General features: G+C 62.6%; 18 protein-coding genes, 1 tRNA gene and 1 pseudogene. 12 read left to right on the top strand and 8 right to left on the bottom strand.

Going from position 1 to position 24,652, the window contains the following annotated elements; all coding sequences use genetic code 11:
* The 8 genes from ACPDIT_RS04400 (at nucleotide 1) to ACPDIT_RS04365 (ending at nucleotide 10,912) form a co-directional block, all read left to right on the top strand.
* Nucleotides 1-3,696 carry an Eco57I restriction-modification methylase domain-containing protein gene (locus ACPDIT_RS04400; protein WP_423441912.1) on the top strand — a complete coding sequence of 1,232 codons (3,696 nt, stop codon included), beginning with the start codon at nucleotides 1-3 and terminating at the stop codon, nucleotides 3,694-3,696.
* A 68-nt stretch (nucleotides 3,697-3,764) separates the two neighbouring features.
* Nucleotides 3,765-4,856: a ComEC/Rec2 family competence protein gene (locus ACPDIT_RS04395; protein WP_423441910.1), complete on the top strand. Its 1,092-nt coding sequence runs from the start codon at nucleotides 3,765-3,767 to the stop codon at nucleotides 4,854-4,856.
* Complete coding sequence (locus tag ACPDIT_RS04390) at nucleotides 4,853-5,614, top strand: hypothetical protein (RefSeq protein WP_423441908.1); 762 nt, start codon at nucleotides 4,853-4,855, stop codon at nucleotides 5,612-5,614. The genes ACPDIT_RS04395 and ACPDIT_RS04390 overlap by 4 nt, the downstream gene beginning before the upstream one ends.
* Nucleotides 5,615-5,705: 91 nt before the next feature.
* Nucleotides 5,706-6,821 (top strand): three-Cys-motif partner protein TcmP, encoded by a 1,116-nt coding sequence (locus ACPDIT_RS04385; protein WP_423441906.1) that lies wholly within the window; start codon nucleotides 5,706-5,708, stop codon nucleotides 6,819-6,821.
* 1 nt (nucleotide 6,822) lies between these two features.
* The gene (locus ACPDIT_RS04380; protein ID WP_423441904.1) at nucleotides 6,823-7,611 is read left to right on the top strand and encodes a DUF5131 family protein; all 789 of its coding nucleotides are present in this window, start codon (nucleotides 6,823-6,825) and stop codon (nucleotides 7,609-7,611) included.
* A gap of 7 nt (nucleotides 7,612-7,618) precedes the next feature.
* A complete protein-coding gene (locus tag ACPDIT_RS04375) occupies nucleotides 7,619-8,830 on the top strand; it encodes an ImmA/IrrE family metallo-endopeptidase (protein ID WP_423441902.1) in 1,212 nt (403 codons plus the stop codon).
* A gap of 16 nt (nucleotides 8,831-8,846) precedes the next feature.
* Entirely contained in the window at nucleotides 8,847-9,320 is a 474-nt protein-coding gene (locus ACPDIT_RS04370) for a DUF4411 family protein (RefSeq protein WP_423441900.1), read from the top strand.
* Nucleotides 9,321-9,916: 596 nt separating this feature from the next.
* Entirely contained in the window at nucleotides 9,917-10,912 is a 996-nt protein-coding gene (locus ACPDIT_RS04365; protein ID WP_423441898.1) for a hypothetical protein, read from the top strand.
* Between the two features lie 258 nt (nucleotides 10,913-11,170).
* On the opposite strand, the gene ACPDIT_RS04360 is transcribed toward ACPDIT_RS04365, so the two are convergent.
* The 3 genes from ACPDIT_RS04360 to ACPDIT_RS04350 all read right to left on the bottom strand — a co-directional run bounded on the left by ACPDIT_RS04360 (nucleotide 11,171) and on the right by ACPDIT_RS04350 (nucleotide 15,483).
* Nucleotides 11,171-13,021, bottom strand: a complete 1,851-nt coding sequence (locus tag ACPDIT_RS04360) for an ABC transporter ATP-binding protein (protein WP_423441896.1) — start codon at nucleotides 13,019-13,021, stop codon at nucleotides 11,171-11,173.
* Between the two features lie 156 nt (nucleotides 13,022-13,177).
* On the bottom strand, nucleotides 13,178-14,176 hold the full coding sequence (locus ACPDIT_RS04355; RefSeq protein WP_423441894.1) for an NAD-dependent epimerase/dehydratase family protein: 999 nt from the start codon (nucleotides 14,174-14,176) through the stop codon (nucleotides 13,178-13,180).
* A gap of 260 nt (nucleotides 14,177-14,436) precedes the next feature.
* On the bottom strand, nucleotides 14,437-15,483 hold the full coding sequence (locus ACPDIT_RS04350; protein ID WP_423441892.1) for an Mrp/NBP35 family ATP-binding protein: 1,047 nt from the start codon (nucleotides 15,481-15,483) through the stop codon (nucleotides 14,437-14,439).
* A gap of 631 nt (nucleotides 15,484-16,114) precedes the next feature.
* Here ACPDIT_RS04350 and ACPDIT_RS04345 point away from each other — a divergent pair.
* Entirely contained in the window at nucleotides 16,115-17,446 is a 1,332-nt protein-coding gene (locus ACPDIT_RS04345; RefSeq protein WP_423441890.1) for a (Fe-S)-binding protein, read from the top strand.
* 88 nt (nucleotides 17,447-17,534) lie between these two features.
* On the opposite strand, the gene ACPDIT_RS04340 is transcribed toward ACPDIT_RS04345, so the two are convergent.
* Nucleotides 17,535-17,619, bottom strand: a tRNA-Leu gene (locus ACPDIT_RS04340).
* A 1,309-nt stretch (nucleotides 17,620-18,928) separates the two neighbouring features.
* Between ACPDIT_RS04340 and ACPDIT_RS04335 the strand changes: the two genes are divergently transcribed.
* Nucleotides 18,929-19,819: a phosphoribosylaminoimidazolesuccinocarboxamide synthase gene (locus tag ACPDIT_RS04335; RefSeq protein ID WP_423441888.1), complete on the top strand. Its 891-nt coding sequence runs from the start codon at nucleotides 18,929-18,931 to the stop codon at nucleotides 19,817-19,819.
* Between the two features lie 138 nt (nucleotides 19,820-19,957).
* On the opposite strand, the gene ACPDIT_RS04330 is transcribed toward ACPDIT_RS04335, so the two are convergent.
* Entirely contained in the window at nucleotides 19,958-20,872 is a 915-nt protein-coding gene (locus tag ACPDIT_RS04330) for a sugar phosphate isomerase/epimerase family protein (protein ID WP_423441886.1), read from the bottom strand.
* A gap of 112 nt (nucleotides 20,873-20,984) precedes the next feature.
* Nucleotides 20,985-21,182, bottom strand: a complete 198-nt coding sequence (rpsU, locus tag ACPDIT_RS04325) for a 30S ribosomal protein S21 (RefSeq protein ID WP_165106150.1) — start codon at nucleotides 21,180-21,182, stop codon at nucleotides 20,985-20,987.
* A gap of 583 nt (nucleotides 21,183-21,765) precedes the next feature.
* On the opposite strand from rpsU, the gene ACPDIT_RS04320 reads away from it, so the two are divergent.
* Both ACPDIT_RS04320 and ACPDIT_RS04315 read left to right on the top strand, forming a co-directional pair.
* Nucleotides 21,766-21,990, top strand: a complete 225-nt coding sequence (locus tag ACPDIT_RS04320) for a helix-turn-helix domain-containing protein (RefSeq protein ID WP_423441884.1) — start codon at nucleotides 21,766-21,768, stop codon at nucleotides 21,988-21,990.
* Nucleotides 21,990-22,151 (top strand): annotated as a pseudogene (locus ACPDIT_RS04315) (hypothetical protein); the annotation flags it as partial. The gene ACPDIT_RS04320 and the pseudogene ACPDIT_RS04315, both read left to right, overlap by 1 nt.
* Before the next feature lie 90 nt (nucleotides 22,152-22,241).
* Here the strand turns inward: ACPDIT_RS04315 and ACPDIT_RS04310 are convergent.
* Both ACPDIT_RS04310 and ACPDIT_RS04305 read right to left on the bottom strand, forming a co-directional pair.
* Nucleotides 22,242-24,275: a DUF2075 domain-containing protein gene (locus ACPDIT_RS04310; RefSeq protein WP_423441882.1), complete on the bottom strand. Its 2,034-nt coding sequence runs from the start codon at nucleotides 24,273-24,275 to the stop codon at nucleotides 22,242-22,244.
* 3 nt (nucleotides 24,276-24,278) lie between these two features.
* Nucleotides 24,279-24,521, bottom strand: a complete 243-nt coding sequence (locus ACPDIT_RS04305; RefSeq protein ID WP_423441880.1) for a helix-turn-helix domain-containing protein — start codon at nucleotides 24,519-24,521, stop codon at nucleotides 24,279-24,281.
* Nucleotides 24,522-24,652: the final 131 nt, after the last annotated feature.

Here is a 24,652-nt window from a genome sequence, read left to right as displayed (position 1 = left end):
ATGCCCGCGTCCCAGCAAACGCCCGACCCTGCCGCGCAACAGCGCGTGTTCAACCGCCTGAATGCTCCCATTCGCACGCGAGACGATTTGTTGCATCTGTTCGTCACCGACCTTGGGTTCACGCACATCGAGCAGCCCATCCCGGTCCGGGAAGACACCTTCGGCCGCGGTCAGGTTCTGGAGTTCGCCCGACAATGCCGACCGCTCCGCCTGGCCGGCCACAACGGACTCGAAATTCTGTACGCGGAACTCGATGGTGACCGACTCGACTACACCCGCCAACGCGTCCTGGCCACGCAGCTGTTGAGAACATTTCCGGACGCACTCTTTGTCTTTGCCCGCAAGGCCACCCTCGGCCAGCCCGAGGGCGCGGAAGTGCACCTCGTCAACGTCAAGGGCACGGACAAAAAGATTTTCCGCAGGTTCAAGCTCGGTCCCGGCCAGAAGTACCGTACCGCCTCTGAACGCCTGGCCCTGTTGGACCTGACGAACGAGCCGGACCTGAGCCTCTTGGAGTTGCGCCACCGCCTCGATGACGCCTTCGATGTCGAAGCCGTCACCGAGGAGTTCTTCAAACATTACAAACGTGTCTTTGCCGACCTGCAGGACCGCCTGACGCGTACATCACGTGACAAGGTCTGGGCACATGATTACGCCCTGCAGCTGCTCAACCGCCTGATGTTCCTTTACTTCATCCAGCGCAAACGCTGGCTGGGCGACGACCCGAACTTCATCACCAGGTTTTGGCGTACCTACAAAACCTCCGGCCAACCCAAGAATACGTTCTTCGAGCAGTGGCTTTCGGTCCTGTTCTTCGAGGCGTTCAACAACAAGTTCCAGGCAGGCAGACAGGACCGCAAACATTTCCCGGACGACATCCGCAAGGCTCTCGCCCAAGCGCCGTTCCTGAACGGCGGCCTGTTCGCACCCAACCAACTCGATGACGCCTACGACCCGAAACTGCCTGACGAGTTCTTCGAAATGCTCTTCGACCGCTTCGAGGGCACAAGCCCCGGCTTCCTCGAACGCTACAACTTCACCATCACCGAATCCACACCACTGGATGTCGAGGTTGCCGTTGACCCCGAAATGATCGGCAAGGTCTATGAAAGCCTCGTCAACATCACCTTCGAGGGCCTCACCGAGGAGGACCTGCGCGGCTCAGCCGGCATCTTCTACACACCGCGCGTCGAAATTGACCTGATGTGCCGGCTCAGTCTTGTGGATTGCCTCGCCAACCACATCGGCGCGGACAAAAGACCGCTCTTGTACGACGCCGTCTTCGCCTACGACCCCGCCGACAAAGAATCCGCCGACGCTGCCCTCACCGCCCAAAACTTGTGGCCGGAGCTTAACCGCCTGTTGCACCAAATCACCGTCTGCGACCCCGCCTGTGGCAGTGGCTCGTTCCTTGTGGGCATGTTGCTTGTGCTCGACGATCTCCAAGCGCGCGCCAACGCACAACTCGGCATCGAAGAAACGCCTTACGAACGACGACGCCGCATCATCGGTGAACAACTCTACGGCGTGGATGTCATGGACTGGGCCGTCCATGTGGCTGAACTACGTCTCTGGCTGCAACTGGTGGTCGAAACCGAACTCGAACCGGCCGAACTCAAGTTCCGCCCGCTGCTGCCCAATCTCTCTTTCAAAGTCCGCTGTGGCGACAGCCTCGTGCAGGAAATCGGCGGCATCAACTTCGGCCTCCACCGCACGCACCTCGAGATCCCGGCCCCGCTCAAAGGCCGCATCACACTGCTCAAAGGCAAAAAACTCCGCTTCTACCAGGGCGAACCCGGCCTGCGCGAAGCCGACCTCAAGGCCGAGGAACTCGCCATCTTCCGCGACATGCTTGACCAAAAACGCATCGCCCTGCAGAAGGAGATTGCCGCGCTCACACGCCAGATCGAACGCGCGCCCGAACAAATCGAAATGTCATGCATCGCTCCCACCGCCGCCCGACAGGAGCGCCTAAAACTCGAAACCACCTGGCGCGCCGAACGCGACGAGAAAAAGGCCGAATTGCGCCGCATCGAACAAGCCCTCAACGCCCTCCGCCAGACCAAGACCACCCCATTCGTCTGGGACATCGCCTTCGTCGAAATATTTGAGGGCGATACCGGCGGGTTCGATATCGTCATCGGCAATCCGCCCTATGTGCGGCAGGAAATGATCGCACCACCCACACTCGACCCCGCCGACTTCGGCGGCGAAACCTCCGACCGCTGGAAAGAGCAAAAGAAGGCCTACAAGGCCAAGCTCCAGGAATCCGTCGCCGCTGCATGGCCGAAATTCTTCCGCTACAAACCCGGCAGCGACACCTACCGCAAACCCGACGGCAAAAGCGACCTGTACATCTACTTCTACTTCCACGGCCTGTCGCTGCTGAACCCGCGCGGCAGTTTTTGCTTCATCACCTCCAATAGCTGGCTCGACGTTGGCTACGGCGCAGACCTGCAGGAGTTCCTCCTCCGCCACAGCCACGTCAGATTCATCCTCGACAACGAAAAGAAACGGTCCTTCAAACAAGCCGACGTCAACACCATCATCGCCCTGCTCGCTCCGCCCGACGACAAGCGCGAGACCAGCCTCGACAAGACCGCCCGCTTCGTCATGTTCAAAGCACCGTTCGAAGGCGTCCTCGACGCCGATACCTTCAAAACGCTCGAAACCGTTACCGAACGGCAGAGCACCGACCGCTGGCGCATCTGCGTCCGCCCGCAACGCGAGCTGCTCGAAGAAGCCTTGGTGCGCGACGAAGACGAAGAGGGCGACACCGTCGGCAAGATCAAGACTATCCACATCAAAACCGCCCGTTACGAAGCCAACAAATGGGGCGGCAAATACCTCCGCGCACCGGAGATCTTCTTCACCATCCTCGAAAAGGGCAAAGGCAAACTCGTCCGCCTCGGCGACATCGCCGAAGTGCGACCGGGGTGCTATTCGGGGATCAACGATTTCTTTTACCTAGACCGCCAATATGCGAAGCATTTGGGAATTGAAAGCCAGTTTCTCAAGCCGATCATTCGTAGCCCCAGCGACGCAACGTCACCGCTAGTCTCTTCGGCAGACCTAGATACTGTAGTCTTTTCCTGTGACTTGAGTAGTCAAGAATTGAAGCCCTTCAAGGGCGCTCGCAGTTACATTGATTGGGGAAGCCGTCAAGTCACGCGCGCCCGGCAGAAGACCGCGGCAGGGATTCCTTGGCCCAAAACGGAGACGGTGAGGCGAAGGACGCCCGGCTGGTGGGCGATTCCAAAAGACAATCTTGAGCCGACGCGCAACTTTCTGCTGTATGTGCACAATGAACGATTCATCGCACCGTTAGCAGATAAACCCGTGGCCAGCGACCGCTGCTTTCATAGGATTTTCCTGCAAGACCATCGTCGCGAGAATATTGTCGCAGCGTTACTCAATTCCACGCTGACGTGGCTAATGATTTGCATCCACGGACGGTGGGGGTTGGGGCAGGGCGCGATGAAGTTCGAGACCTCAGACGCGAGAAGGCTTGTCATGTTGAACCCGTCCGTTGTGCCTTCGGACATTGCCTCAAGGCTGGTCGCCCGCTTCGAGGCGTTGGGTCGTCGAGTTATTGGAGTGGTAGACGACGAAGTGCAGCAACCCGACCGTCGGGCGTTGGACGATGTGGTGTTTGAGGTGTTGGGGTTGACGCCTGGCGAGCGCGAGGCCGTGTAGGAAGCCGTCGTCAACCTCGTCCGCGCCCGCCTCGAAAAAGCAAGAAGTGTGTGAACTCGTAAGGGAATATGGCATACGAAGTTGATTTTCTGCCCGTTGGCGAAGGTGAAAGGTGTGGCGATGCCATCGCACTACGCTTCGGCAATCTTGCCGGCAGCCGCGATCAGCAACAGGTCTGGGTCATCGACGGCGGAACGAAAGAATCCGGCCAAGCACTTGTTGGCCATATCAAGAAATACTACGGGACGGATCGTGTTGATGTGGTGGTCTGCACGCATCCGGACTCGGATCATGCCTCAGGCCTTTCCGTCGTGCTTGAACAAATGAGCAAAGTTGGCGTTCTCCTGATGCACCAGCCCTGGAATCATGCGGAGGACATTCACCACCTGTTTGACGATGAGCGCGTCACTCGATCACGGATCGAGGAACGGGTTTGGCGAGCGCTTCAAGACGTCCGCGAACTAGAGAAGATTGCCACAAGGAAAGGCATCCCGATTCGGGAGCCTTTCTCGGATGATTGCAAGTTTGTGTTGAGTCCCAGCAAAGCTTTCTACGAGCAACAGTTGGCAAATTTCCGTTGCATGCCCGAAGTCGCCAAGAAGACCCAAATGCAGCGATTGATCGAGGCGTTGTTTGCCAAGGCAAAGGAGGCGGCAAGAGCCGCTGAGACGTGGTTCAAGGAGACTCTGGCCGACCCGGAGCCGGACGCCACCAGCGCTGAAAATAACTCATCCGTAGTTCTTTTGCTTGAGCTTGATGGGGAGCGATTCCTGTTCACAGCCGATGCAGGTGTGCCTGCATTGACTGAGGCAGCAAACCGTGCGGACGCGCTTGGAATTGACCTGAAAAACGTCCGGTTCATCCAGGTGCCGCATCATGGCAGCAAACGCAACGTTGGTCCGACCATCCTTAATCGGATTGTCGGCCCAATCAAACAGACCGAATCCTACGACAAAGCAGCATATGTTTCGGCCTCCAAAGACGGTCAGCCAAAACATCCGGCCAAGAAGGTTGTCAACGCGTTCAAGCGGCGCGGTGCACAAGTTTACGCAACCCAAGGAGGACGCTTTGGCATCACAGCAGCGACGCGCCGCAACGGCAGGGATGGAGCAATGCAACCCCGTTGCCTTTTTACGAGGAGGTTGACGAGTAAACCATGATCGCGCGTTTCGACCTATACGATTTCGTGGCCAACCTAATTCCCGGGCTGGTGTTCCTCTGGTGCGTCCAAATACTGGCCGGTTTGTTCGGCTGGACGCCGCCGCTGGATTTCACCGGCGGGCTGGCGGAAACCTCCATCCTCATTGCGCTGGGCTACATCACAGGGCTGTTGCTCCAGGGCGTAAGCCAGAGCGTTGTCGAAAAGTACGTCCTGAAACCGCTCTGGGGCGGTTTCCCTTCCGACCGCTGGCTGCTGCCCGATGACGATCATTTCTCATCTGACTACAAGGCGCGCTTGCTGAAGCTGATTCATGAACGTTTCCAAGTCGCTACCGAACCCGAGCTACCGCCCAATTGCCCGCCCGACCGCGCGCTCCAGTTGCGCCTGAAAAAGAACCGCGAGTTGTTTTTCCTGTGCTACAACCTGGTTGGACAAACCAGCCAACGTCCGCTCTCGTTCACTGCTCAGTACGGGCTTTTCAGGGGTCTGCTGACCATGTTCGCTCTCCTTACCTTGTGTTCAATAGTGGGGATTCTTTGCGCACTGAGCGTTCATGCCGAGCGTGCAACCAGTTTTGGAATTTGCGCGGCGCTGTTTGCTGCTGCTGCAGCGATTTCTTATGTCCGTTGCCGTAAACGCAGCGAAGACTTCGCACAATCCGTCTTCGACCTTTTCATGGCCGCCGCATGTGGTGGCCGCGCTGGAGAAGATCATTGTGAGGCAAGAACCAAGGCCTGTCAGAAAAACGAGGCATGAACGAACAAGTGTAGTTGGTAGAGGCTATGGAAATCGGGATCGAAGGCCATCGAGGAAACCACGAAGCGATAAGCGGATAGTTAGTTGCGGCATGACAAACCGATTTTTCGATGAAAGCAAGGAGCAGTCCTTGGTCAAATCGGCCATTGTGTCGAAGTATTTTTGGGCTTGGGCGAAAGTCATCATGCCTCGGGTCAAGAACACCGTGAGGAGAATCGCGTATATCGATCTGTTCGCCGGACCGGGCCGATACAAAGATGGTACGAAATCAACGCCGCTCCTCGTCTTGGAAAAGGCAATCAACGATCCAGACATGTGCGAAATGTTGGTTACCGTGTTCAACGACAAGGACGAAGACAATTCGCGGTCCTTGAAGCAAGCGATCAATGACTTGCCGGGGATCGAGCGTCTGGAACACAAGCCAAAGGTGATGAACCAAGAGGTAGGCGCGGAACTGGTGAAGGTGTTCCAGCAGTTGCGGCTTGTCCCAACGTTATTCTTCGTTGATCCGTGGGGCTACAAAGGTCTGTCGCTGCAACTGGTGAATGCAGTCGTAAAGGATTGGGGATGCGAGTGTATCTTCTTTTTCAACTACAACCGCATCAACATGGGGCTTAATAATCCATTGGTCGAAGAGCACATGAACGCCTTGTTTGAGAAGGCGCGGGCGGATGCGTTACGGTCCGAACTTCAAAACATGTCTTCGGCAGACCGCGAATTGACCATCGTCGAGAAGCTTTGCGAGGCGCTGAAGCCGGCACGCGACCGGTACGTGTTGCCGTTTCGGTTCAAGGATGATCGTGGTAGTCGGACAAGTCATCACCTGATTTTTGTTTCGAAAAGCTTTCGCGGCTACGATATCATGAAGAACGTGATGGCTGGCGAAAGCTCCAGAAAAGAGCAGGGCGTGGCATCATTTGAATACAGCCCTTCCGATAAACGGTATCCGTTGCTCTTCGAGATGAGTCGTCCACTCGAAGACTTGGAGGGAATGCTGCTGCGGGACTTTGCGGGACAGACAATCCAATTCGACCGGCTATACAGGACGCACAGCGTTGGCAAACCGTACATCGAAAGCAACTATAAACAGGTCCTGAAAAAACTGGAAGAATCGGGTACAATCACTGTCAGTAAGCCCGGCCAGAAACGGCGCAAGGGGACATTTGCTGGCGACGTGATCATCACGTTTCCGCCACGAGGAGGTTGAGATGTCGTTAAACTCATCGATCGAATGGACGGAGGCGACGTGGAACCCGGTGACGGGCTGCTCGAAGGTCAGCGCGGGCTGCAAGAACTGTTACGCCGAGCGGCTGGCCCTGCGGCTGCAAAGGATGGGCAATGCCCGCTATCGGAACGGGTTCAATGTCACGCTTCATCCCGACCTGATCGACCTGCCCAAACGATGGCGGGAGCCGCGGCTGATTTTCGTCAACTCGATGAGCGACCTCTTTCATGAGGCGGTCCCGCTCGAGTTCATCCGACGTGTGTTTGCCACCATGCGGGCCTGTCCCCAGCACACATTCCAGGTTTTGACCAAGCGCAGCGCTCGCTTGCGGAAACTGGCCGGGCAATTGGACTGGCCGCCCAACGTGTGGATGGGGGTCAGCGTAGAAGACGCCCGCGTGCTTCATCGCGTGGCCGATTTGCGCACCGTGCCGGCGGCGGTGAGGTTCTTGTCGTGCGAGCCTCTGATCGGTCCGCTGGACGATCTGCCGCTGGAGGGTATCCATTGGGTGATCGTCGGCGGAGAGTCGGGCCCGGGGGCGCGCCCCATGAAAATCGAATGGGTTCGTTCGATCCTGCGGCAGTGCCGGAAGGCAAACGTCCCGTTCTTCTTCAAGCAGTGGGGCGGGGTCCGCAAAAACTTAACCGGGCGCCTGCTGGAGGGACGCACGTACGACGAAATGCCGCAGTGGGCGATACACGGCAGCAGGGAGGAGCCGGTCGGGCAGTGGACACATCCAGACCGCCAGGGTATCCTGTGGCACCTGGCCTGAGGGGGCGATGGGTGCTTCCATTCCAGCCAACGTGACTCCCGCCGTGCTCGAGTGGGCCCGGCGCGAGGCCGGGTATGAGGATCCGCAGCCCGTGGCAAAACGGCTGGGTGTCCGTCCGGAACGGCTTCTGGCATGGGAACGCGGCGAGTCAAAACCGACGCTGCGGCAGGCACAGACCCTGGCCAGGATTTATCACCGGGCACTGGCGGTGTTCTTTCTTCCCGAAAAGCCCTCATCGCCGCCGCTGGCCGCGCAGTATCGTCGGTTGCCCGGAATCCAACCCGGCAAGGAATCGCCCGAGCTGCGCGTGGCCATCCGGGTCATGTGCCAGCGACGTGAAGCCGCCATTCAATTGAGCGAAGAGTTGGGGTATTCTCTGCCCGAGTTCCGTGAAGTTGCCCGGCTGAGCGAATCCCCACTCGACGTCGGTCGGCGACTTCGCAGTGCCTTGCGTGTGAGTGAACAGGAGCAGCAACAGTGGCAGAACGAATGGCAGGCGTGGCGAAGGTGGCGAGAAGCGGTTGAAAACCTTGGCGTGTTTGTCTTTCAGTTCCCCAAGGTCGACTTGCAAGAGGCGCGCGGAATTACACTGCCATTGTTTCCAGCGCCGGTTATTGGCATTAACACAAGGGAAACTTCCGCCGGCGCGCGCTCGTTCACGCTTATGCACGAACTGGTGCATCTGGCACTGGCGTTGGCTCGCGAAGAGGACGTGGCGCTGCGTGACCAACGATCCGAAGTGGACTGGCAGCAGGTGGAACGCTTTGCTGAGGAAGTCGCCAGCGCCGTGCTCATTCCGCAGCCCATGCTGGAGGAAGCGCTGCGACAGATCTCGGTTCGACGGGACACCCGGGATGTGCAGCGTGTCCGGCAATTGGCCGCACGCTTCCGGGTGACGCCCCTGGCCATGGCAACGCGGCTGCGCGCCGCCGGGCAGTTCACGTGGACGGGCTATCGCAGGTGGAAACAGGAATGGGACGCATGCGTGGCGCAGTTGCCGCCGCGGCGCGGCGGTTTCGCCACACCGGCGGAGAAAACCTTGGGCCGGGCAGGTCGGCCGTTTGCACAATTGGTGCTGGAGGCGCTAGACAGCAACCGGATCACAGCCGTGGAGGCGTGCCAGTATCTCGACCTGCGATGGGATCACCTGGAAAAACTCCGCATGGAACTGCGCGTCGGCCCCGGTGCAACCCGCGAACCCCTCGATACGGGCGATTGAAAAGAGCACGTTGCCCATGTATTCAGTGGACACCAGCGCGTTGATGGATTGGCAGGCGCGTTTTTATCCAACGGACGTTTTTGTACGGCTGAAAGAAAGAATGGAAGCACTCATCGCCGCCGGAAAAATGCGAGCGCCTGCGATCGTCCGTGAAGAACTCAATGCCGTGGGCCCGCCCGCATTGATCACATGGGCCAAACAACAGACCCGCTTGTTTGTTCCCATGGCCGAGTCGTTGCAGGCCGAGGCGAGAGCCATCCAGGACAGATACCCCGAGTTGGCGGACGCCGGGTCGCCCCATGAATCCTACGATCCCTGGGTCATCGCACTGGCCAAGTTGAACAAGTGGACCGTGGTCTCGCAGGAGACTTCAGCCAACGAGAAGCGCCGGCCCGCGAGGACCTATTACATCCCCGATGTGTGTCGCGATCTTGGCATACCGTGCATCAACCTGCTCGGGCTGATGCGAAAGGAGCGTTGGACGTTTTGAACGGCCCTCACCGCGCCTGATCTGCGCCTGAAAAAGAGCCCGGAGTAGTTCGATCTCATTTACCACGCCGTTGGCCAGACCAGGTCCACGCCCGCGGCGCGCTTCAACGCCCATTACGGCCTGTTTCGCGCCCTGCTGAGGATGTTCGCGCTGCTGACCGGATTCCCGCTGGCCGGTACGGTTTGGGCCGCGTGGCGGCAACGGGCTCGACTCGCGCCATTTGCCGTGCGGATGGTTCTTTTTGCCCTCGCAACGCTGATTGCCTACCCGCGTTGCCGCAAGCGCAGCGAAGATTTTGCACAATCCGTCTTCGACCTCTTCCGAGCCGCCGGGAGCGGACATTCGGTTTCGCAGAAAACCTCGTAAGTCGGAACAGCAGAAGGCCGGGGAGCTCGAAAGGATGTCTCGCGCCCGCACCTTGCCGGCCTGTTCACGTGCTTCTCGAAAAGCCAGAGGCTTGCCAGAAACCGCGACTGCCGTTCGGCAGTACTGTCCTCGAGCCCGCGGCACCTTGTGCCTGCCCGACCTGCAAACTCCAAGGTTCCACGGTGCAAACGCAGCCGCGGAGGAATGCTTGGTTGGGTGCCCGCTGCGCCATGGCGGCCTGGCGGGCGTGTTCGATCGTGCCGCTGTCCAGGGCAAGGAACCGGGCTGATTTTGTTCAGGCGCAAGCAATCATTGTAAAGGCCGATGCGACACAAAGTGCTTTACCCGGACACGCACACCACCAGACTTTGAGAATGTGCTGGAGAGCAACACCGGACATCACCATGAAACCATCATCCCTTGCCCTGCTCGTCATCGGTTTTCTTGCGATTCCGTCGACACGCCTGCAGGTGCAGGCCACAGTGCGGGTATTTGCCGACAAGAATGCTTTTGCATACGCACTGGGGGAGGCTCCCCAGTCACGCGTTACCTTGGATGACCTTCCCGAGGGACCCATTTCGGGGACGGAATTCACGAGCGCCGGGTTCGTCTTCAGCTCACCCCTTCCTCCACCCGCCGGCCAATTGGAGGTTGCACCCGCCGATTTTTTCTGGGGCAGTCCGTACTTGAATATCGGCAAGCGACCGTATGCGGCGGGAGACGACGGTGAAAACGATTCGCTCAACATCGACATTCTTGGCGAGTGGACGGCAGCCGCGCTGGAATTCGTCGATGCATGGTTCCCGGGGAACGCGGTCACAACGATCACCTTCTACGGGCGCTCCTCCAACGTGCTGTATACCGTCAGTGCGCAAAACAGGAGCCTGTCTTTCATTGGCGTCATCGCCGACGAACCCATCCAATGGATCCGTATCAACGAGGCAGCCAATGACGCGGATGACGTGGGTTATGACAACTTTTGGCTTGGCAACCCCGCACCTGTCGCGGTGGACGCTCCCGCACTGGGCATCGCCACCGTGCCGGAGGGAGTGATTCTGCGTTGGCCGGCGTCTGTCGGGGATTATCGGCTCGAGGCCAGTGACTCCGTCGAAACCGGGGCATGGGAGCCGGTCCAGGAAGCCGCGGTGTTCGAGAATGGCTTCATGACCGTGATCCTTCGCGCTGACCGCGAGGTCCGGTTCTTCCGGCTTCGAAAGGCAGATTGATCGTGGCAGGTGTTCCGAGAGCGAAGACACAAGGGCCCCTCGCTATGCACCCACACGTCGAGGGCTTGAGGCCCGCGTCGCCCCGGGCGTGCAGCCGGCCGGCGACGTACGTATGGGGATTGTATCTGGCGGCACGGAGTCTGGGGCGGACGGGTTGGTCGCGTTCGGCGGGTCGAAATTCCACCGGGCAGACGTCATGCGTTGGTTCCTTTGTTTGGAAGCGTCGGCTGCGGCCGCCCGGCCTCACGGGACGGACTGTTAGGGGATCCTTTGCAGCTCGAGCAGGCGGCGGTAGGTGGGGTGGGACAGCGCCAGGGCTTCCGGGGCACCGTCGCCGGTGATGCGGCCGTCTTCGAAGACCAACACGCGCCGGGCCAGGCTGATGGAGCTGAAACGGTGCGCAATCAGGATGGTGGTGCGACCCCGAATCAGGTCGCGCAGGGCAGCCTGGACCAGCGCCTCGCTCTCCGCATCCAGCGCGCTGGTGGCCTCGTCCAGGATCAGAATCGGCGCATCCTTCAGAAACGCACGTGCAATGGCGATGCGCTGGCGTTGTCCGCCCGAAAGCGTGGCGCCGCGTTCCCCCACCACGGTGTCATACCCCCGGGGCAGCATTTCAATGAACTCCGCCGCTCCGGCGCGCCGGGCGGCCTCGCGCACGGCTGCGTCGTCGGCATCCGGTCGGCCGATCCGGATGTTTTCGGCGATGGTGGCGTTGAAGAGAACGGGAGATTGAGGCACGAACGCGATGCGCCGGCGCCAGGCGTGTTTGTCGAATTCGCGCAGGTCCACGCCGCCGCAGGTGATCCGCCCGCTGGTGGGATCGAAGAACCGGGGGATCAACAGGGCGAAGGTGCTTTTGCCCGCGCCGCTGGGGCCCACGAGCGCGACCGTTTCCCCGGGCTGGATTTGCACGGTGACCCGTGACAGCGCCGGAAGCGCCTCCGCCCCGTGGGCATTGGGATAGTGAAAGCTGACGTCTTCGAAAGCCAGGGGCGCGTCCGGCGGCGGCAACGGGCGCGGGTGCGCCGGATTGGGCAGCGTGTCCCGGGCCGTCAGGATTTCTTCCAGTCGCTCGAGCGACGCCTGTCGCCCCTTCAGCGCGGCGTGGAGCGAACTCAGTTTCTTGACCGGCTCATAGGCAAGGTAGAGGGCCAAAGCCAGCGAGCTGAAGGTGGCAAAGTCGATGCCGCTGCGGACGCCCAGATACAGGGCCACCATGAGACCGCAGGTGGCAATGAACTCGATGGAGGGTCCCAGCATGGCCTCGTACTTCACCGTTTTGAGGGACAGGCGCAGGATTTCGCGCAGGCGTTCGGCGAACCGGCGGCAGAGTTGTGATTCCAGGTGGTAGGCCTGAATCTCCACCGGAGATTGCAGCGCCTCGGTGACCACGGCTGCCAGTTCCCCGCTCTGACGCGCAACCATCCGGGAGCGCCGCAACAGGCGGCGCGTCACCAGACGCAGGGGAATCACACAGAGCGGGATGGTGGTCAGGGCCACCAGGGTAAACAGGGCGCTGCGCTCCATCACGGAGATCCAGACCAGATAGCCCAGTGCCGCCACCAGCACCAATGGCTGCTTAATGGCGTCGTTGCTCAACAGGAGGATCAGGGACCGAATCTGCTCCGCGTCATTCACCAGTCGGCTGACCAGGTCGCCCGTCTTGTGCACCTGATAAAACGCCAGCGGCAGACTTTGAAGACGCTCGAACGCGGCCCGGCGAAGGCCCTCCAGAAAGATGAATCCCGCCCGGTTGATCCAGTACCGGTTCAGGAACGCGCACAGGCCGCGCAGGAGAAAGACCACCGGCATGCCCAGGCAGGCCAGCAACAGCAGTCGTTCCTGATAGGACTCCCCGAAAAGCGCGCGCGCGGTGTGCACCACCCAGGGCGACGCTTCCTGCTCCCGACCGAAGAAGATCGGGAGCACGGTCTTGAGCATGGCGGGCAGCCCGGCGCCGCTCAGGGCGGCGAATCCGACGCCGGCCAACAGCCCCGCCACCAGATGAGGCCAGGCGGGCCGGACCAAGGGCCACCAACGCCGCAATCGCGATGGCCGTTGCGTCTCTCCGGTGCCGGGCTCTGCCGTTGTTTGCGTCGCTTGCATGGGACATCCCGCGTGGCGCTCCGTGCCCGGGCCAGAGTACGCATCCCGACCGACGGGGACCAGCGCGTTGTGGTCGAAGCGCACCGGATCGGGGAACGAAGCAGCGGGTCCGGTGTGTCTGCAAAGCGGCTCGGGGTTCCGCAACGCCGCCAGGCTTCAAGCTCCGACGTTGCCCGACGCCTTCCATGCCTGCAACACCGCATCCATCACGCGGTCCACGGGAGAGGTGTCGAGGCGCTGGTGTTCCGGGTGGGCGCGCAACCACGCGACCGCGTTCCGAATGCCCTCGCGGAAGGGAACGCGACACCGGAAGTCCGGAACCAACCGGCGCAGTTTCGAGTTGTCGAAGATGGCTGGTTGGGCTTTGTCGCCCTTCAACGGGCCGGTCAATTCCGGGCAGACCCGGCAGATGAAGTCGGTGGGCACCGGCACAATGCGCGGCTGAACGCCGACGGCCGCTGCGATTTCGTGATAGATCTGGTTCCAGGTAAGCACTTCGTCGCTGGTAATGTGGAACGCCTGGCCCAGGGCAGCGTCCTGCCCGATCAAACAGGCCAGCCCCACGGCAAAATCTCCCGCCCAGGTGAGCGTCCAGGGATTTTCGCCCTGATCGGGCACCCACACGGCCGCGCCGCGTTCCAGTCGGGCAGCGAAGGCGTATCCGGCACTGGAGACCGGATTGGGGATCCAGCGCTCCGAATAAGTGTGCGAAGGCCGCACGATGGTGACGGGAAACCCCTCTGCGCGCCACCGACCCAACAACCATTCCTCGCAGGCCTGCTTCCTCTGTGCGTAGTCCCAGAACGGGTTCCCCAGCGGGGTCTCCTCCGTGATGGGCAACCGCGGCGGCGGCTTGGCATAGACCGTGGCCGAGCTGATGAACACGTACTGCCGGATGTCACGGAACAGCTCGTGGTCCAGGGCCACGTCGGCGACTTCGTACCCGATGAAGTTGATGACGACATCGATGGACCGACCCGCCAGTGCACGGCGCATCCCCTCCGGATCCTTGCGATCCGCCACCACGGCCTCGAATCCGGCCGGCACGGGACTGCGGCCACGGGTCAACAAGATCACCTGATGCCCGCGGGCCCGGAGTTCGGCTGCGCAGGCCGAGGAGAGATTTCCTGTTCCGCCCAACAACAGAATCCGCATGCCTTTTACCCTGCCGCAGGGCGAAACAAAGAAACAATGCCAAAACGTGTGCGGGGGTGGGATCCGGACCACCCCGAGCGAGGGCAGATCGATCCGGTGCGTGATCGCACAGGGCCGGGGAAACGTGTCTTCGTCCCTATTTCGCGGGGTTTGCAGATCCCATCGCGGGCGCGGCGGATCCCCTGCAGCGCACCTCGGCAAAAGGGCGGTCCGGTGGGGGCAACAATCGGGCCCCGACCCGAGCCCGGGGAAGCGGCGATTCAATCTACCGCGCGGCGAATCGCCTCGGCGATTTCCAAAAACGCACGGGCCGCGGGATGGTCGGGCGCGCCGACCACCACCGGCAGGCCGCGGTCGCCGCCTTCGCGGATTTCCTGATAAATCGGGATTTCTCCGAGGAAGCGCAGACCTTGGCGGGCCGCTTCGGCCCGGCCCCCGCCGTGACCGAAGATCTCGATGCGCTGGCCACCGGGGGCCTCGAAAAAGCTCATGTTCTCAATGATCCCCACAATAGGCACGTTCACCTTTTGGAACATGGCAATGCCCTTGCGCACGACGCCCACCGACGCCGCCTGCGGTGTGGTGACCACAATGCCGCCGTCCAGGGGCACGGCTTGACACAGGGAAAGTTGAGCGTCTCCGGTGCCCGGTGGCAGGTCCACCAGCAGGTAATCCAGCTCGCCCCATTCCACCACCGTCAGGAACTGCTGGATGGTTTTCTGGATCATGGGCCCGCGCCAGATGACGGGCTGGTCGTCGTCCAGCAGGAAGCCGATGCTCATGAGTTTGACGCCGTGCCCGACCGGCGGCACCAACATTTCGCGGGCGCTGAGGGTGGGGCGCTGCCGCACGCCCATCATCAGCGGAATGCTCGGGCCGTAAATGTCGCAATCCAGCAGGCCCACCCGCGCTTGCAATCGCTGAAGTGCGCACGCCAGGTTGACCGCCACGGTGGACTTGCCCACGCCGCCCTTGCCGCTGGCCACCGCCAGGACACGACGCACGCCGGGCACACGGGTTTGATGCGCCCAGGGATCGGGACCGCCGGCCCCTGCCGCCGCCGGCTGGATCAGTTCCACCACCGCCTCGCGAACGCCCGGCAGCGACTCCAACAGCGCCTGACTGTCCTCGCGGATTTTCCGTCCCGCCTCCACGTTGGGCGAGTTGAGATGCAACACCACGTGCACGCGATCCCCATCGACCCGAATGTCCTGCACCAGACCAAACGAGACGATGTCCCGACTGTAGCCGGGGTACTTTACCGACCGCAGTGCTGCGCGAATGTCTTCCGCCGACAGATTGTTCATGCGCGAACTCAACTTGCCAGCGTTTCCCCGGATGGCAAGAACCCGCAGACGTGCGTGGAGTCGGTTGACCGGCCAAGAGGCGGAAGAAACTTCGAGCTCAGACGGCCGGGATCAAACGCCGCGCCACCGCGGGTGCCCGGCCAAAGAATCACTTGCGAACTTCACCACAACGATCTCGAGTGGCCGAGCCCTTGCGGGGTTGCGCCCCGTCCGCCAAACCGCCCCGGCAAGTGAGGCGACCGACGCGCCGGCATCGCGGACAGGGACGCCCGGGGCTACCGGGCCGCTCCATAGCCGGTCCAAAGGAGTTTGCCATTCGAAAGTCCGGGCGGGATGCGCTTGCACCTCACCGGCTTCTCGTGGGGTCATGCGTTCGCCGGGTCAACCGTCGTGTTGGCAACCGCCCGTGTCGCGAGCGGCCTTTTCGGGGCATTCGCAGCGGCGGCCACCCGAAGCCGCGGCCGCGGGTTTGGATTTGAACCGGGCCCGGCCGATGCAGTAGCGTCGCGGCGAGGCCGGGCGGGCGGGAGGATCGGCCCGGCGCGCCCGTCCGGAGGTGGGATCGAAAGCGGCAAAGCCTCGAGCGCCCTCCAGGGGCGGTCGGCAGCCCCCGGCCCGCCAGCAGGTGAGCATGAGCAAAGTGGCGACCCGATCTCGATTGCGCACGCTGGATTACTCCGTGGTCCAGCAGTGCATGCATTGCGGATTGTGCCTGCCCACGTGCCCCACCTACGACGCGACCAAGGTCGAGCGCCACAGCCCGCGCGGTCGGATTGCCTTGATGCGGGCCATCGCGGACGAGCGGTTGGACCTGACCCGCACCTTCGCAGAGGAGATGTATTTTTGCCTGGGGTGTCTGGCCTGCATGACCGCCTGCCCCGCTGGTGTGAACTACGCCGAGTTGTTCGAGCAGGCGCGGGCCGAGATCGAGGAACGCCGGATTTTGGACAACCCCTGGCGACGGTGGGTTCGAGCGGTCACCATCCGCTGGTTGTTCATGGCGCCGGGGCGGCTGCGGTGGGCGGCGCGCCTGCTGCGACTTTATCAAGAATCCGGGCTGCAGACCCTCGTCCGGCACAGTGGCCTGTTGCGACTTCTACCCGCGCGGTGGCAGGAGCTGGAAGCCATGACACCGGAGGTTTCCCCGGCATTTTCGGACGAACTCATTCCGCCGGTGATGCCCGCGCGTGGACAGACCCGATATCGGGTGGCCCTGCTCACCGGATGCGCGCAGGACGTGCTGTTCAGCGAAGTGAATCGTGACACCGCCGAGGTGCTTGCCTGGAACGGCTGCGAGGTGCACACGCCGCCCCACCAGTACTGCTGCGGTTCCCTCCACGCTCACAACGGAGAGCTCGCCCTGGCCGCCGAACTGGCGCGACGCAATCTCGATCAGTTTCCGCCCGACCGTTACGACGCCATCCTGAGCAACGCCGGCGGGTGCGGGTCGCACCTCAAGCACTATGGACGCCTGCTGGCCGATGATCCGCGGTACCGCGACCGGGCCCGGCTCTGGGATCGCAAGCTCAAGGACGTGCACGAATGGCTGGTGAGCATCGGTTGGCGCAGGCCGCCCGAGGGACAGCCTCCTCTGACCGTGACGTATCACGAGTCGTGCCACCTGACGCACGGCCAGAAAGTCGTGGAAGCGCCGCGTGTGTTGCTCCGGAGTATTCCCAATGTCACCTGGGTGGAGTTGCCGGAGGCCAGCTGGTGCTGCGGCAGTGCCGGCATCTACAATCTGATCCAGCCGGAGATGGCCCGGCAATTGTTGGAGCGCAAGCTGCGGAACATCCGGGCCACCGGCGCCATGGTGGTTGCCAATGCGAACACCGGGTGCCTGTTGCAACTCATCCAGGGCGTCCGGCGCGCCGGCATGCCCGTGCGCGTGGCGCACCCCATGACCCTCCTGGCGGAGGCGTACCGGCGCGGGAACGGTGCTCCCGAAGGCCCTGCGGGCTGAGGGCACCGGCCGCCCGGCAGCCTTCCTTCTCGGTCGGCCGGCTCGCACACGCAGCGCCGGACCCGACAGGTCGACTCGAAACAAAATGTGGTGCGCGCGAGAGGACTCGAACCTCCACTCCTTGCGGAACCAGATCCTAAGTCTGGCGCGTCTGCCAATTCCGCCACGCGCGCAACCGGCCCGCTTTCACCTTGCCCAAGGACTGCGCCGGGCTCAAGTCCCGCGCCGCCGTTCGGAAAAGGCCGGGCGCATTTCACGTTTTTGCCCGGGCGAGGGCGGTGCGGAGCCGGGGGGAAGACACTACGAATCCAACTTGGCTGTCTGCTGGGGTTTGTTCGTGCGCTCTGCCCCACGGCCCGGCCCTCGGTTGCCAAATCTCCGCCCGGTTTGTAAGAGCCACGCGACGCGCCGAACGGGACACCAATCCGTGTCAGACCAGGGCAACCCGCCGGCAACTTGAAGCGCCGAAGGCGCGTCGATTCCACAGCCCTGGGCAACGCCCCGGGAATGCGGCCCGCAAAACCCATCGAGCCCTGAAAGGGCGCAACCCGGGAACCACCCTCGCAAGGGCCGCACCTGTCCCACCGAATTCCGCCCCTTCAGGGCGGAATGAATTGTGCGAACCCGGCTCCCCAGGGCGTTGCCCTGGGCTGATGAATTCCCGCCCTGTTGGGGCGGAGAGATGGCCGGCCATGGGCGCCAAGCCTCTCCGATCCTCGATGTGTTTGCTGGAAAGGAGTTCGCATCGCGTCGCTGGAAATTGTCGCTTGCTGCCCTGTCACAGACAGGGCTGTTCACCTCGTGCATGGGCTGCGCATGGATCACGCGTGCGAATCAAGGCGCTGAAGGCGCATCGATTCGTCAGCCCGGGGCAACGCCCCGGGAACTCGGGGCCCCCGAACCCACCGCGCCCTGAAGGGGCGCAACTCCGCGATCCCAATCGCGACGGGCGGGCAGGTGACCGTGCCGAGTCCTACCCCTTCAGGGCGGGGGGAATTGCGGCGTCCGGTCACCCAGGGCGCTGCCCTGGGCTGGAGAATCTCCGCCCCGTTGGGGCGGACACACGGCGCCCCGAAGGCGCGAAGCCTTTTCGACTCCTGGGGAGCTTCGTGGGGATGAATCCCCGGGGGCTGGTGTGGAGACTTTTTGCTGGCAACCTCGCTGCAGAGGAGGCCCCCCGGGGTCGCAAGTCCGCGGTCTGGCGCAAGTCCGGTTTTGGCGGCCGTACGAGGTCGGCGTTACTCCGGGCGTCTTCGGCATGGGAAAGCCGGGACGAAAAGGCCTTCAGTCGGGATCCTTGCACGCGGTGCTCAAAAACGGAAATCCGCGCGAAAAGGCCCTGCGGGCCTTGCCCGGTCCGGTTTGTGCATGGCGCGAACGCGGTTCTTCCCGGCCCGCCCCCGGTGACGGGCTCATTGGGCGGGTTCGGGGGCTCCACTTTTCCTGTTGCCGGGTCCTGCGCCCCGCTTCCAGCATGAATCCATGACGAACGAACCGCTGCTGAGGCTGGACCTGCCCGGCATCCCCAAACTGCGCAGCGGCAAGGTCCGCGAGATCTTCGATTTGGGCGACCGACTGCTGCTGGTGGCCACGGACCGCATTTCCGCGTTCGACGTCGTGTTGCCCAATGGGATCCCCCGCAAGGGCGAAGTCCTTACGCAAATCTCCTTCTTCTGGTTCGAACGGTTTGCTTCGCAGGTCCCGAACCACTTGCTGGCCGGCCCGGAGGCGCCGCTGCCCGCGCCGTTGCAACCCTGGGCCTCCGTGCTGGCCCGGCGCTCGATGCTGGTCCGCAAGGCCCGACCCCTGCCGGTCGAGTGTATCGTCCGCGGGTACCTCGCCGGCAGTGCCTGGAAGGAATACCGCCAGACCGGGACGGTGGCCGGTCTTCGCCTGCCACCGGGCCTGCGTGAATCCGAGGAACTCCCCGAACCCATCTTCACCCCATCGACCAAGGCCGAAACCGGGCATGATCAAAACATCTCGTTCGACGCCGCCTGCCAGCTGTTGGGCGCCGATTTGGCCCGGCGGGTGCGGGACCTGAGCCTGCAGATCTACACCGAAGCCCGCGATTACGCCCGCAGCCGCGGCATTCTCATCGCCGACACGAAATTCGAATTCGGCCTGGAGGGGGATCGGCTTCTCTTGATCGACGAGTTGCTCACTCCCGACTCTTCGCGGTTCTGGCCCGCCGACCAGTATGAGCCCGGACGGCCCCAGCCCAGCTTCGACAAGCAATTCGTGCGGGACTACCTTGAAAGCCTGGCTTGGGACAAAACCCCGCCCGGACCGGTGCTGCCTCCGGAGATCGTCGCCGCCACCAGCGCCAAGTACCTGGAAGCCTACCAAAGGCTCACCGGCCGTTCGCTGTAGCCGTGCTCCTGCCAACGCCTGCGCCGGGGTCGCCCGGGCCCTCGCGCTCCGTTTTCTGCGCCGGCTGCGCGGGCCGTCCAGCTGAACCGCCCCCGCCGTAGAAACCGCCCCGGCGCCCCGGAGAGATTGGCCCGTGGCCTACTCCCCGCCCCAAATCCGCCGGATGTGCTCCACGCCGGCCCGCACCTCCTCCACCGTCAAAGCCGGGCTCAGTTCGAAGACCTTGATGTGTTCCGGACGCACCCACGGTCGCAGCGCGGCAAAATCCACCTGCCCCGTGCCGGGCGGACAATGGTCCCGACAGGGAGGCCGCACGTCGTGGATGTGGAACCCGGCCAGCCGATCGGCAAACGATTCCAGATGCAGCATGTGCTGGATCAGCCCCAGCTCTTCCTTGATCTGCGCGTGCCCGGTATCGTGCCAGTAGGTCACGGTGGGTTGCGCGAACTCGCGGAAAAAGAAGAGCAAATCCGTTTCGAACGGGATTTCCTCCACCGCCTCGCGGTTTTCGATGCCCAGGCGCAACCCGCGCGCCTCGGCCTCCGGAATCAGACGCCGCAGGGTTTCGTAGGCCCGCTCGACAAACGGTTCCTTTCGGGCCTCCCGGCGCTCCACCGCTTCGGCCAACAACGCCTCGTAGCGGTCGCTGCCCCGTTTTCCGTCGGCCAGCAGCTCCTTCAACCGGCGGGTGTAATCCTTCATCTCCACGCTCCCCATGTGCAACACCACCAGCGGGGCGCCCACCCGAACGGCGAAATCGAAGGTCTTCAGCGTGGATTTGACGGCCAGCTCCCGTTCACGGGCCGACTCGGCGGAAAACTGGAACAGGTTGGGCGCCGCGTGGGACACGCCCATGGGCAGCGGACAAAAATTGTGCAGGCTGGAAATGCGGATTTCCCCGGCGTCCACCGCCTGCAGGATGCCCTCCACCAAACTCAGGCGGATCCCGTGGCTCAACTCGGCATACTCGAAGCCCAGCTCGCGAATTTCCCGCAGCATGGCCCGGCCATCCGTATGCCGATGTGAGTTCCAACAGGTGGAAAACGAATACATGCCTCACGCCTCCGCCGGGCCCTTTCTCCAGCCCCGGGCTCCGGTCCGAAAAACAAAAAACCGGCCGGCCCCGTCCGCCACGGGCCCCGGCCGGCGCCACAACGTCGGGCGCTCACATTTCCGCGTACCGCGCATTGAGCATGGCGGCGAAGCGTGCCGCCTTCTCCTTGCGCCGACGTCGTTCGCTCGGCTTTTCGTAGTGCCGATGGTTGCGGACGATGCGCAGGATGCCTTCGCGGTCCAGCTTCTTCTTCAGCCGCCGCAAGGCCTTGTCAATCGGTTCGCCTTTTTTCAGTCGGATCTCGCTCAAGGTCAATCACATCCTTTCCAACGACCCCCGAAGCCGGCCGCTGCACCCGGCCGGCCCCGGTCTCCGGTCAAGGGGCGCTCACCATAGGGCGGCCCCGCCGCTTCTGTCAATGCTCAAAATCCCACCAGCGCCGCTGAAGACCGCAAGCAGACGACCGTCCCCCGGCTGCCTCCCCGCGCTGCCCCGATCGCCCGCCCGAGAGGGGGCCTGGCGGCCGGGCCCGGGCGCGACTGGCAATGTCCGCCCCACCCTCCCCGGCTGCGCTTCGACCGGTGCGGCCCCAGCCAATCCGGGACCCGCCGCTCGGGAGAAACGCCCCGCTGCGGGATCCATGGGGCGAACCCCGGCGGGCGCCCTCCCCGGGCAATGGCCGACGCTCGGGGTGGAAATCAACCGGCCATGTGCCAAACCGGCACGTTTCCGACCCGGGGAAGGGCGGGCCCAGAGCAATGCAGGCCCGGCCCCCACAGGCGAAAACGGACTTCAGACTCCCGACCCGGGCCAGCGGGGCCCTGTGCGATTCCGGCACAATGTCACTGATCGTCGATAGACTCATTGCCGACATCAGGCCGAAGCTTGGCGTATGGCAAAGCGCGATCCGCTTCTGGCCGCCTTCGGCCTGAGAGTGCGCCAGCAGCGCGAAGCAAAGGGCCTGACCCAGGAACAACTGGCGGAGAGAGCCGACCTCGACCGCACTTACATCAGCGACATCGAACGCGGGTCGCGCAACCCCGGCATCAGGAACGTGATTCGGATCGCCCGGGCTCTGGGCATCCCCACAGCGAAACTGTTGGAGGGGGTGGACTGATGGCGCGCCGCCGATCCGCGAATCTGAACGAGCCTTCGCAAGTACCCGCCCTGCCCAATTCGAACCATTCTCGCCGGTGGGAGAAGGACGGGAAGCCGGGCGCACGGCCGTCGCTCACGTGCTTGGATCTCTTTTGCGGGTGCGGAGGGTTCAGTTTGGGCATGGAGCGGGCCGGCTTTCGCACCCTGGCGGCGGTGGACGTCATCGTGGGCGGTCCGCCCTGTCAGGGCTTCTCGAATGCCCGACGACCGTCAAAGGTCTGTTGCACCACATTGCCTCAAGAACTCGGCAGTCGAGTCGAACCACTCAGGCGGACGAGTCTCGTCTTCGACACTGCCTTCGGGCACCCAGATGACGAGCCCCTCCCGCGCTCGTGTTAGCAAGACTCGGTATTTGTTCCGGATGTACTCGCGGGTCGTCGGCTTCTGCACCGATTGCCACGTGGATCCTCTGAACTGGCGAAACTCCCAAGTGTTTCCGCCCCAGCTAAAATCGCCACCCCAACAAACGCCGACCCAATCAAGCTCCAGCCCCTGACACTCGAATTCTGTCAAAGCGACTTCCAGCCAGTTCGACGAACGCACATCGTCAGGCTCGGCGAGGAACCATTCCTGGAACGGGAAGGAGCTGCGAAACCCGGACGACACTTCAAGCCCATGCGCGCGCAGCCGCAGGGCCCCCGAACTGGCCAGCAGGCCGCACCGCCTGTACCCCCGGGTCTTTTGCTTCAACCAGCGTCGGGCCTCGTCCAAAGAGCGGGTGAGCTTGATCGGGAAGCTGGAGACTTGGGCGGCGATCTGGGCGGCTTGTTCCGTATGACCGTTGACCACAGCGTTCACCCACTCGGCTACGGCCTGGGCCCGAAACGATCGCACAGCGACTGGAAGGTGCAAGTAGCGCTCCTGACGGACGGAAAGCGAACCGGCCTCGCCGTCTGGAAAGAGGCGGCTGCCTGCAACGCTTGGACCCCCTTCCAAGGCTTCCGGTGATGCCACCACCTCCCAGTGCGGAAAGCGTTCGCGCAAAGCTCGACCCCATTCGGCCAACCCAGCCTCTCCGTCGTGGATCTCTTGTCCCCCACCGACGAGGGCGATGATGACCGCCCAATCGGGCCATCGGTCCATGATGCTTAACATCAGCGCAGGCTCCGAGAGAGCCGGTCCCAAATGGTTGCGTTCCTCCGAGGTGGCTCGACGGAGCAATTCCTTGCGGACCTTTTCCGCGTCCCAAGCGCGTTGGGCTTCGTCGAACACCACCACCCGCTCGGGTGGAGGCCGCCCCGGGGCACGGTACGCCTTTAGGAAGCCATGGACGCTTTGGATAAAGGTCCTGGCGCGCCGGCGGGACTCGGCCAACGTTTCGCGTGTCCGACGGTGATGGTCCTGCGCTAGCGCCTCGATGAGCACTTTAACCAGCGGGCCGTTTCCTGAGAGAAACGCGCCGACAGGGCGCCCGTCGCGGAGCAGGTCGGGACTGTGAACGACATTGAGTCCGGCCAGCGTCTTGCCTGCGCCCGGCACCCCGGTCACAAAACAGACCGCCTTGCGGCGTTCTCTTTGTGCGCGTTGGACGGCATCCACCAATACGTCTGTGGTCTTGGTGAGGTTGTAGGCGTCGGTGTGGGCGTGGGAGATCTCCCGCACACTCTGACCGGCAAAGAGCATTTGGGCGGCTTCGACGATGTTCGGGATCGGTGCGTAGGCCGACTCATCCCATGCCGCGAGGTCGATTTGGCCGCCCCGGATGGCAGTTTCATGGACATGCGCGACGGCGAGCAGCGTCCGAGAAAGGGTGACATCTCCCGTGATTTGAACCGGCTGAACGAGGTCGGCCTCGTCTGGGTCAAGCTGGAGCTGGAAAAGGGGGGACCCGGATAGTACGGCGACGGGAACGATCCGCCTGTTTCGGCTTTCTGCGTGAAAATCGCGTAGTTCGATGGCGTAATGTTCGACTTGTCGCTTGGCCGCGGAAGCGCTGCCCGTGGCACCGGTCTTCAACTCGAGGATGATCACCAACTGGCCGGCAAGGAGGACGCAGTCGATCCGGCAATTTCGTCTGGGGATCTCGTATTCCAACAACAAGCCCCATCGCCGGGCGGTGGGGATGCCCGCAGCCACTTCGCGCAAGGCGTCCCGTAGCGCGGTGACCGTCCGTTCCCACGAGACGACAGTGGCCGTGCGCATATTAGAAACCGCATGCCGACTTTGCAGATGGAGCTGACCGATGACAGTCGCCGGGTCCGCATTCAGAAAGTCGGAAACGGACGCTCGGTAGAAGGCGGGCATGATTCACTTCTCCATCCCGAGCAGCCAAGCGGGCGAGACCCCAAGGACTTTGGAAAACGCCAGCACTTCTCTGTCGGTCACGTAACGGTGACCGCGTTCGATTCGGGAGATGGCGATGCGATCGAGTTGGATGCCGTAGGCGGCCAGCTGACCCGAAAGCTCGTCCTGTGTCAGGGGCGGATTTCGGCGGAGACGTGCGATTTTGACACGTGCCCCTACCAAATTGACCGGTTCTTTTCGAGTCATTGGGCGGCCAGTTTACGAGACTTGGCCGCCTGAAGTGTGCTGGTTTAGCACATCACCCAGTGCGGATGAAACTGTCCCCGCAAACCGATGCCCTACCTCACAACCGCGACTTCAACTGTAATGCCGATGCC

This window comes from Limisphaera sp. VF-2 (genome assembly GCF_049537125.1).
Taxonomy (GTDB): domain Bacteria; phylum Verrucomicrobiota; class Verrucomicrobiia; order Limisphaerales; family Limisphaeraceae; genus Limisphaera.
The sequence above is the reverse complement of the archived record's forward strand: the minus strand, read 5'-3'. Positions and strand labels throughout refer to the sequence as shown.

Bases quoted from the DNA above. Each gene is read 5' to 3' on its own strand.
- ACPDIT_RS04400 (WP_423441912.1), top strand. From the start codon at position 1: ATGCCCGCGTCCCAGCAAACGCCCGACCCTGCCGCGCAACAGCGCGTG.
- ACPDIT_RS04365 (WP_423441898.1), top strand. From the start codon at position 9,917: ATGGCGGCCTGGCGGGCGTGTTCGATCGTGCCGCTGTCCAGGGCAAGG.
- ACPDIT_RS04385 (WP_423441906.1), top strand. From the start codon at position 5,706: ATGACAAACCGATTTTTCGATGAAAGCAAGGAGCAGTCCTTGGTCAAA.
- ACPDIT_RS04305 (WP_423441880.1), bottom strand. From the start codon at position 24,521: ATGACTCGAAAAGAACCGGTCAATTTGGTAGGGGCACGTGTCAAAATC.
- ACPDIT_RS04395 (WP_423441910.1), top strand. From the start codon at position 3,765: ATGGCATACGAAGTTGATTTTCTGCCCGTTGGCGAAGGTGAAAGGTGT.
- ACPDIT_RS04370 (WP_423441900.1), top strand. From the start codon at position 8,847: ATGTATTCAGTGGACACCAGCGCGTTGATGGATTGGCAGGCGCGTTTT.
- ACPDIT_RS04350 (WP_423441892.1), bottom strand. From the start codon at position 15,483: ATGAACAATCTGTCGGCGGAAGACATTCGCGCAGCACTGCGGTCGGTA.
- ACPDIT_RS04380 (WP_423441904.1), top strand. From the start codon at position 6,823: ATGTCGTTAAACTCATCGATCGAATGGACGGAGGCGACGTGGAACCCG.
- ACPDIT_RS04355 (WP_423441894.1), bottom strand. From the start codon at position 14,176: ATGCGGATTCTGTTGTTGGGCGGAACAGGAAATCTCTCCTCGGCCTGC.
- ACPDIT_RS04360 (WP_423441896.1), bottom strand. From the start codon at position 13,021: ATGCAAGCGACGCAAACAACGGCAGAGCCCGGCACCGGAGAGACGCAA.
- ACPDIT_RS04335 (WP_423441888.1), top strand. From the start codon at position 18,929: ATGACGAACGAACCGCTGCTGAGGCTGGACCTGCCCGGCATCCCCAAA.
- ACPDIT_RS04390 (WP_423441908.1), top strand. From the start codon at position 4,853: ATGATCGCGCGTTTCGACCTATACGATTTCGTGGCCAACCTAATTCCC.
- ACPDIT_RS04330 (WP_423441886.1), bottom strand. From the start codon at position 20,872: ATGTATTCGTTTTCCACCTGTTGGAACTCACATCGGCATACGGATGGC.
- ACPDIT_RS04310 (WP_423441882.1), bottom strand. From the start codon at position 24,275: ATGCCCGCCTTCTACCGAGCGTCCGTTTCCGACTTTCTGAATGCGGAC.
- ACPDIT_RS04320 (WP_423441884.1), top strand. From the start codon at position 21,766: ATGGCAAAGCGCGATCCGCTTCTGGCCGCCTTCGGCCTGAGAGTGCGC.
- ACPDIT_RS04345 (WP_423441890.1), top strand. From the start codon at position 16,115: ATGAGCAAAGTGGCGACCCGATCTCGATTGCGCACGCTGGATTACTCC.
- ACPDIT_RS04375 (WP_423441902.1), top strand. From the start codon at position 7,619: ATGGGTGCTTCCATTCCAGCCAACGTGACTCCCGCCGTGCTCGAGTGG.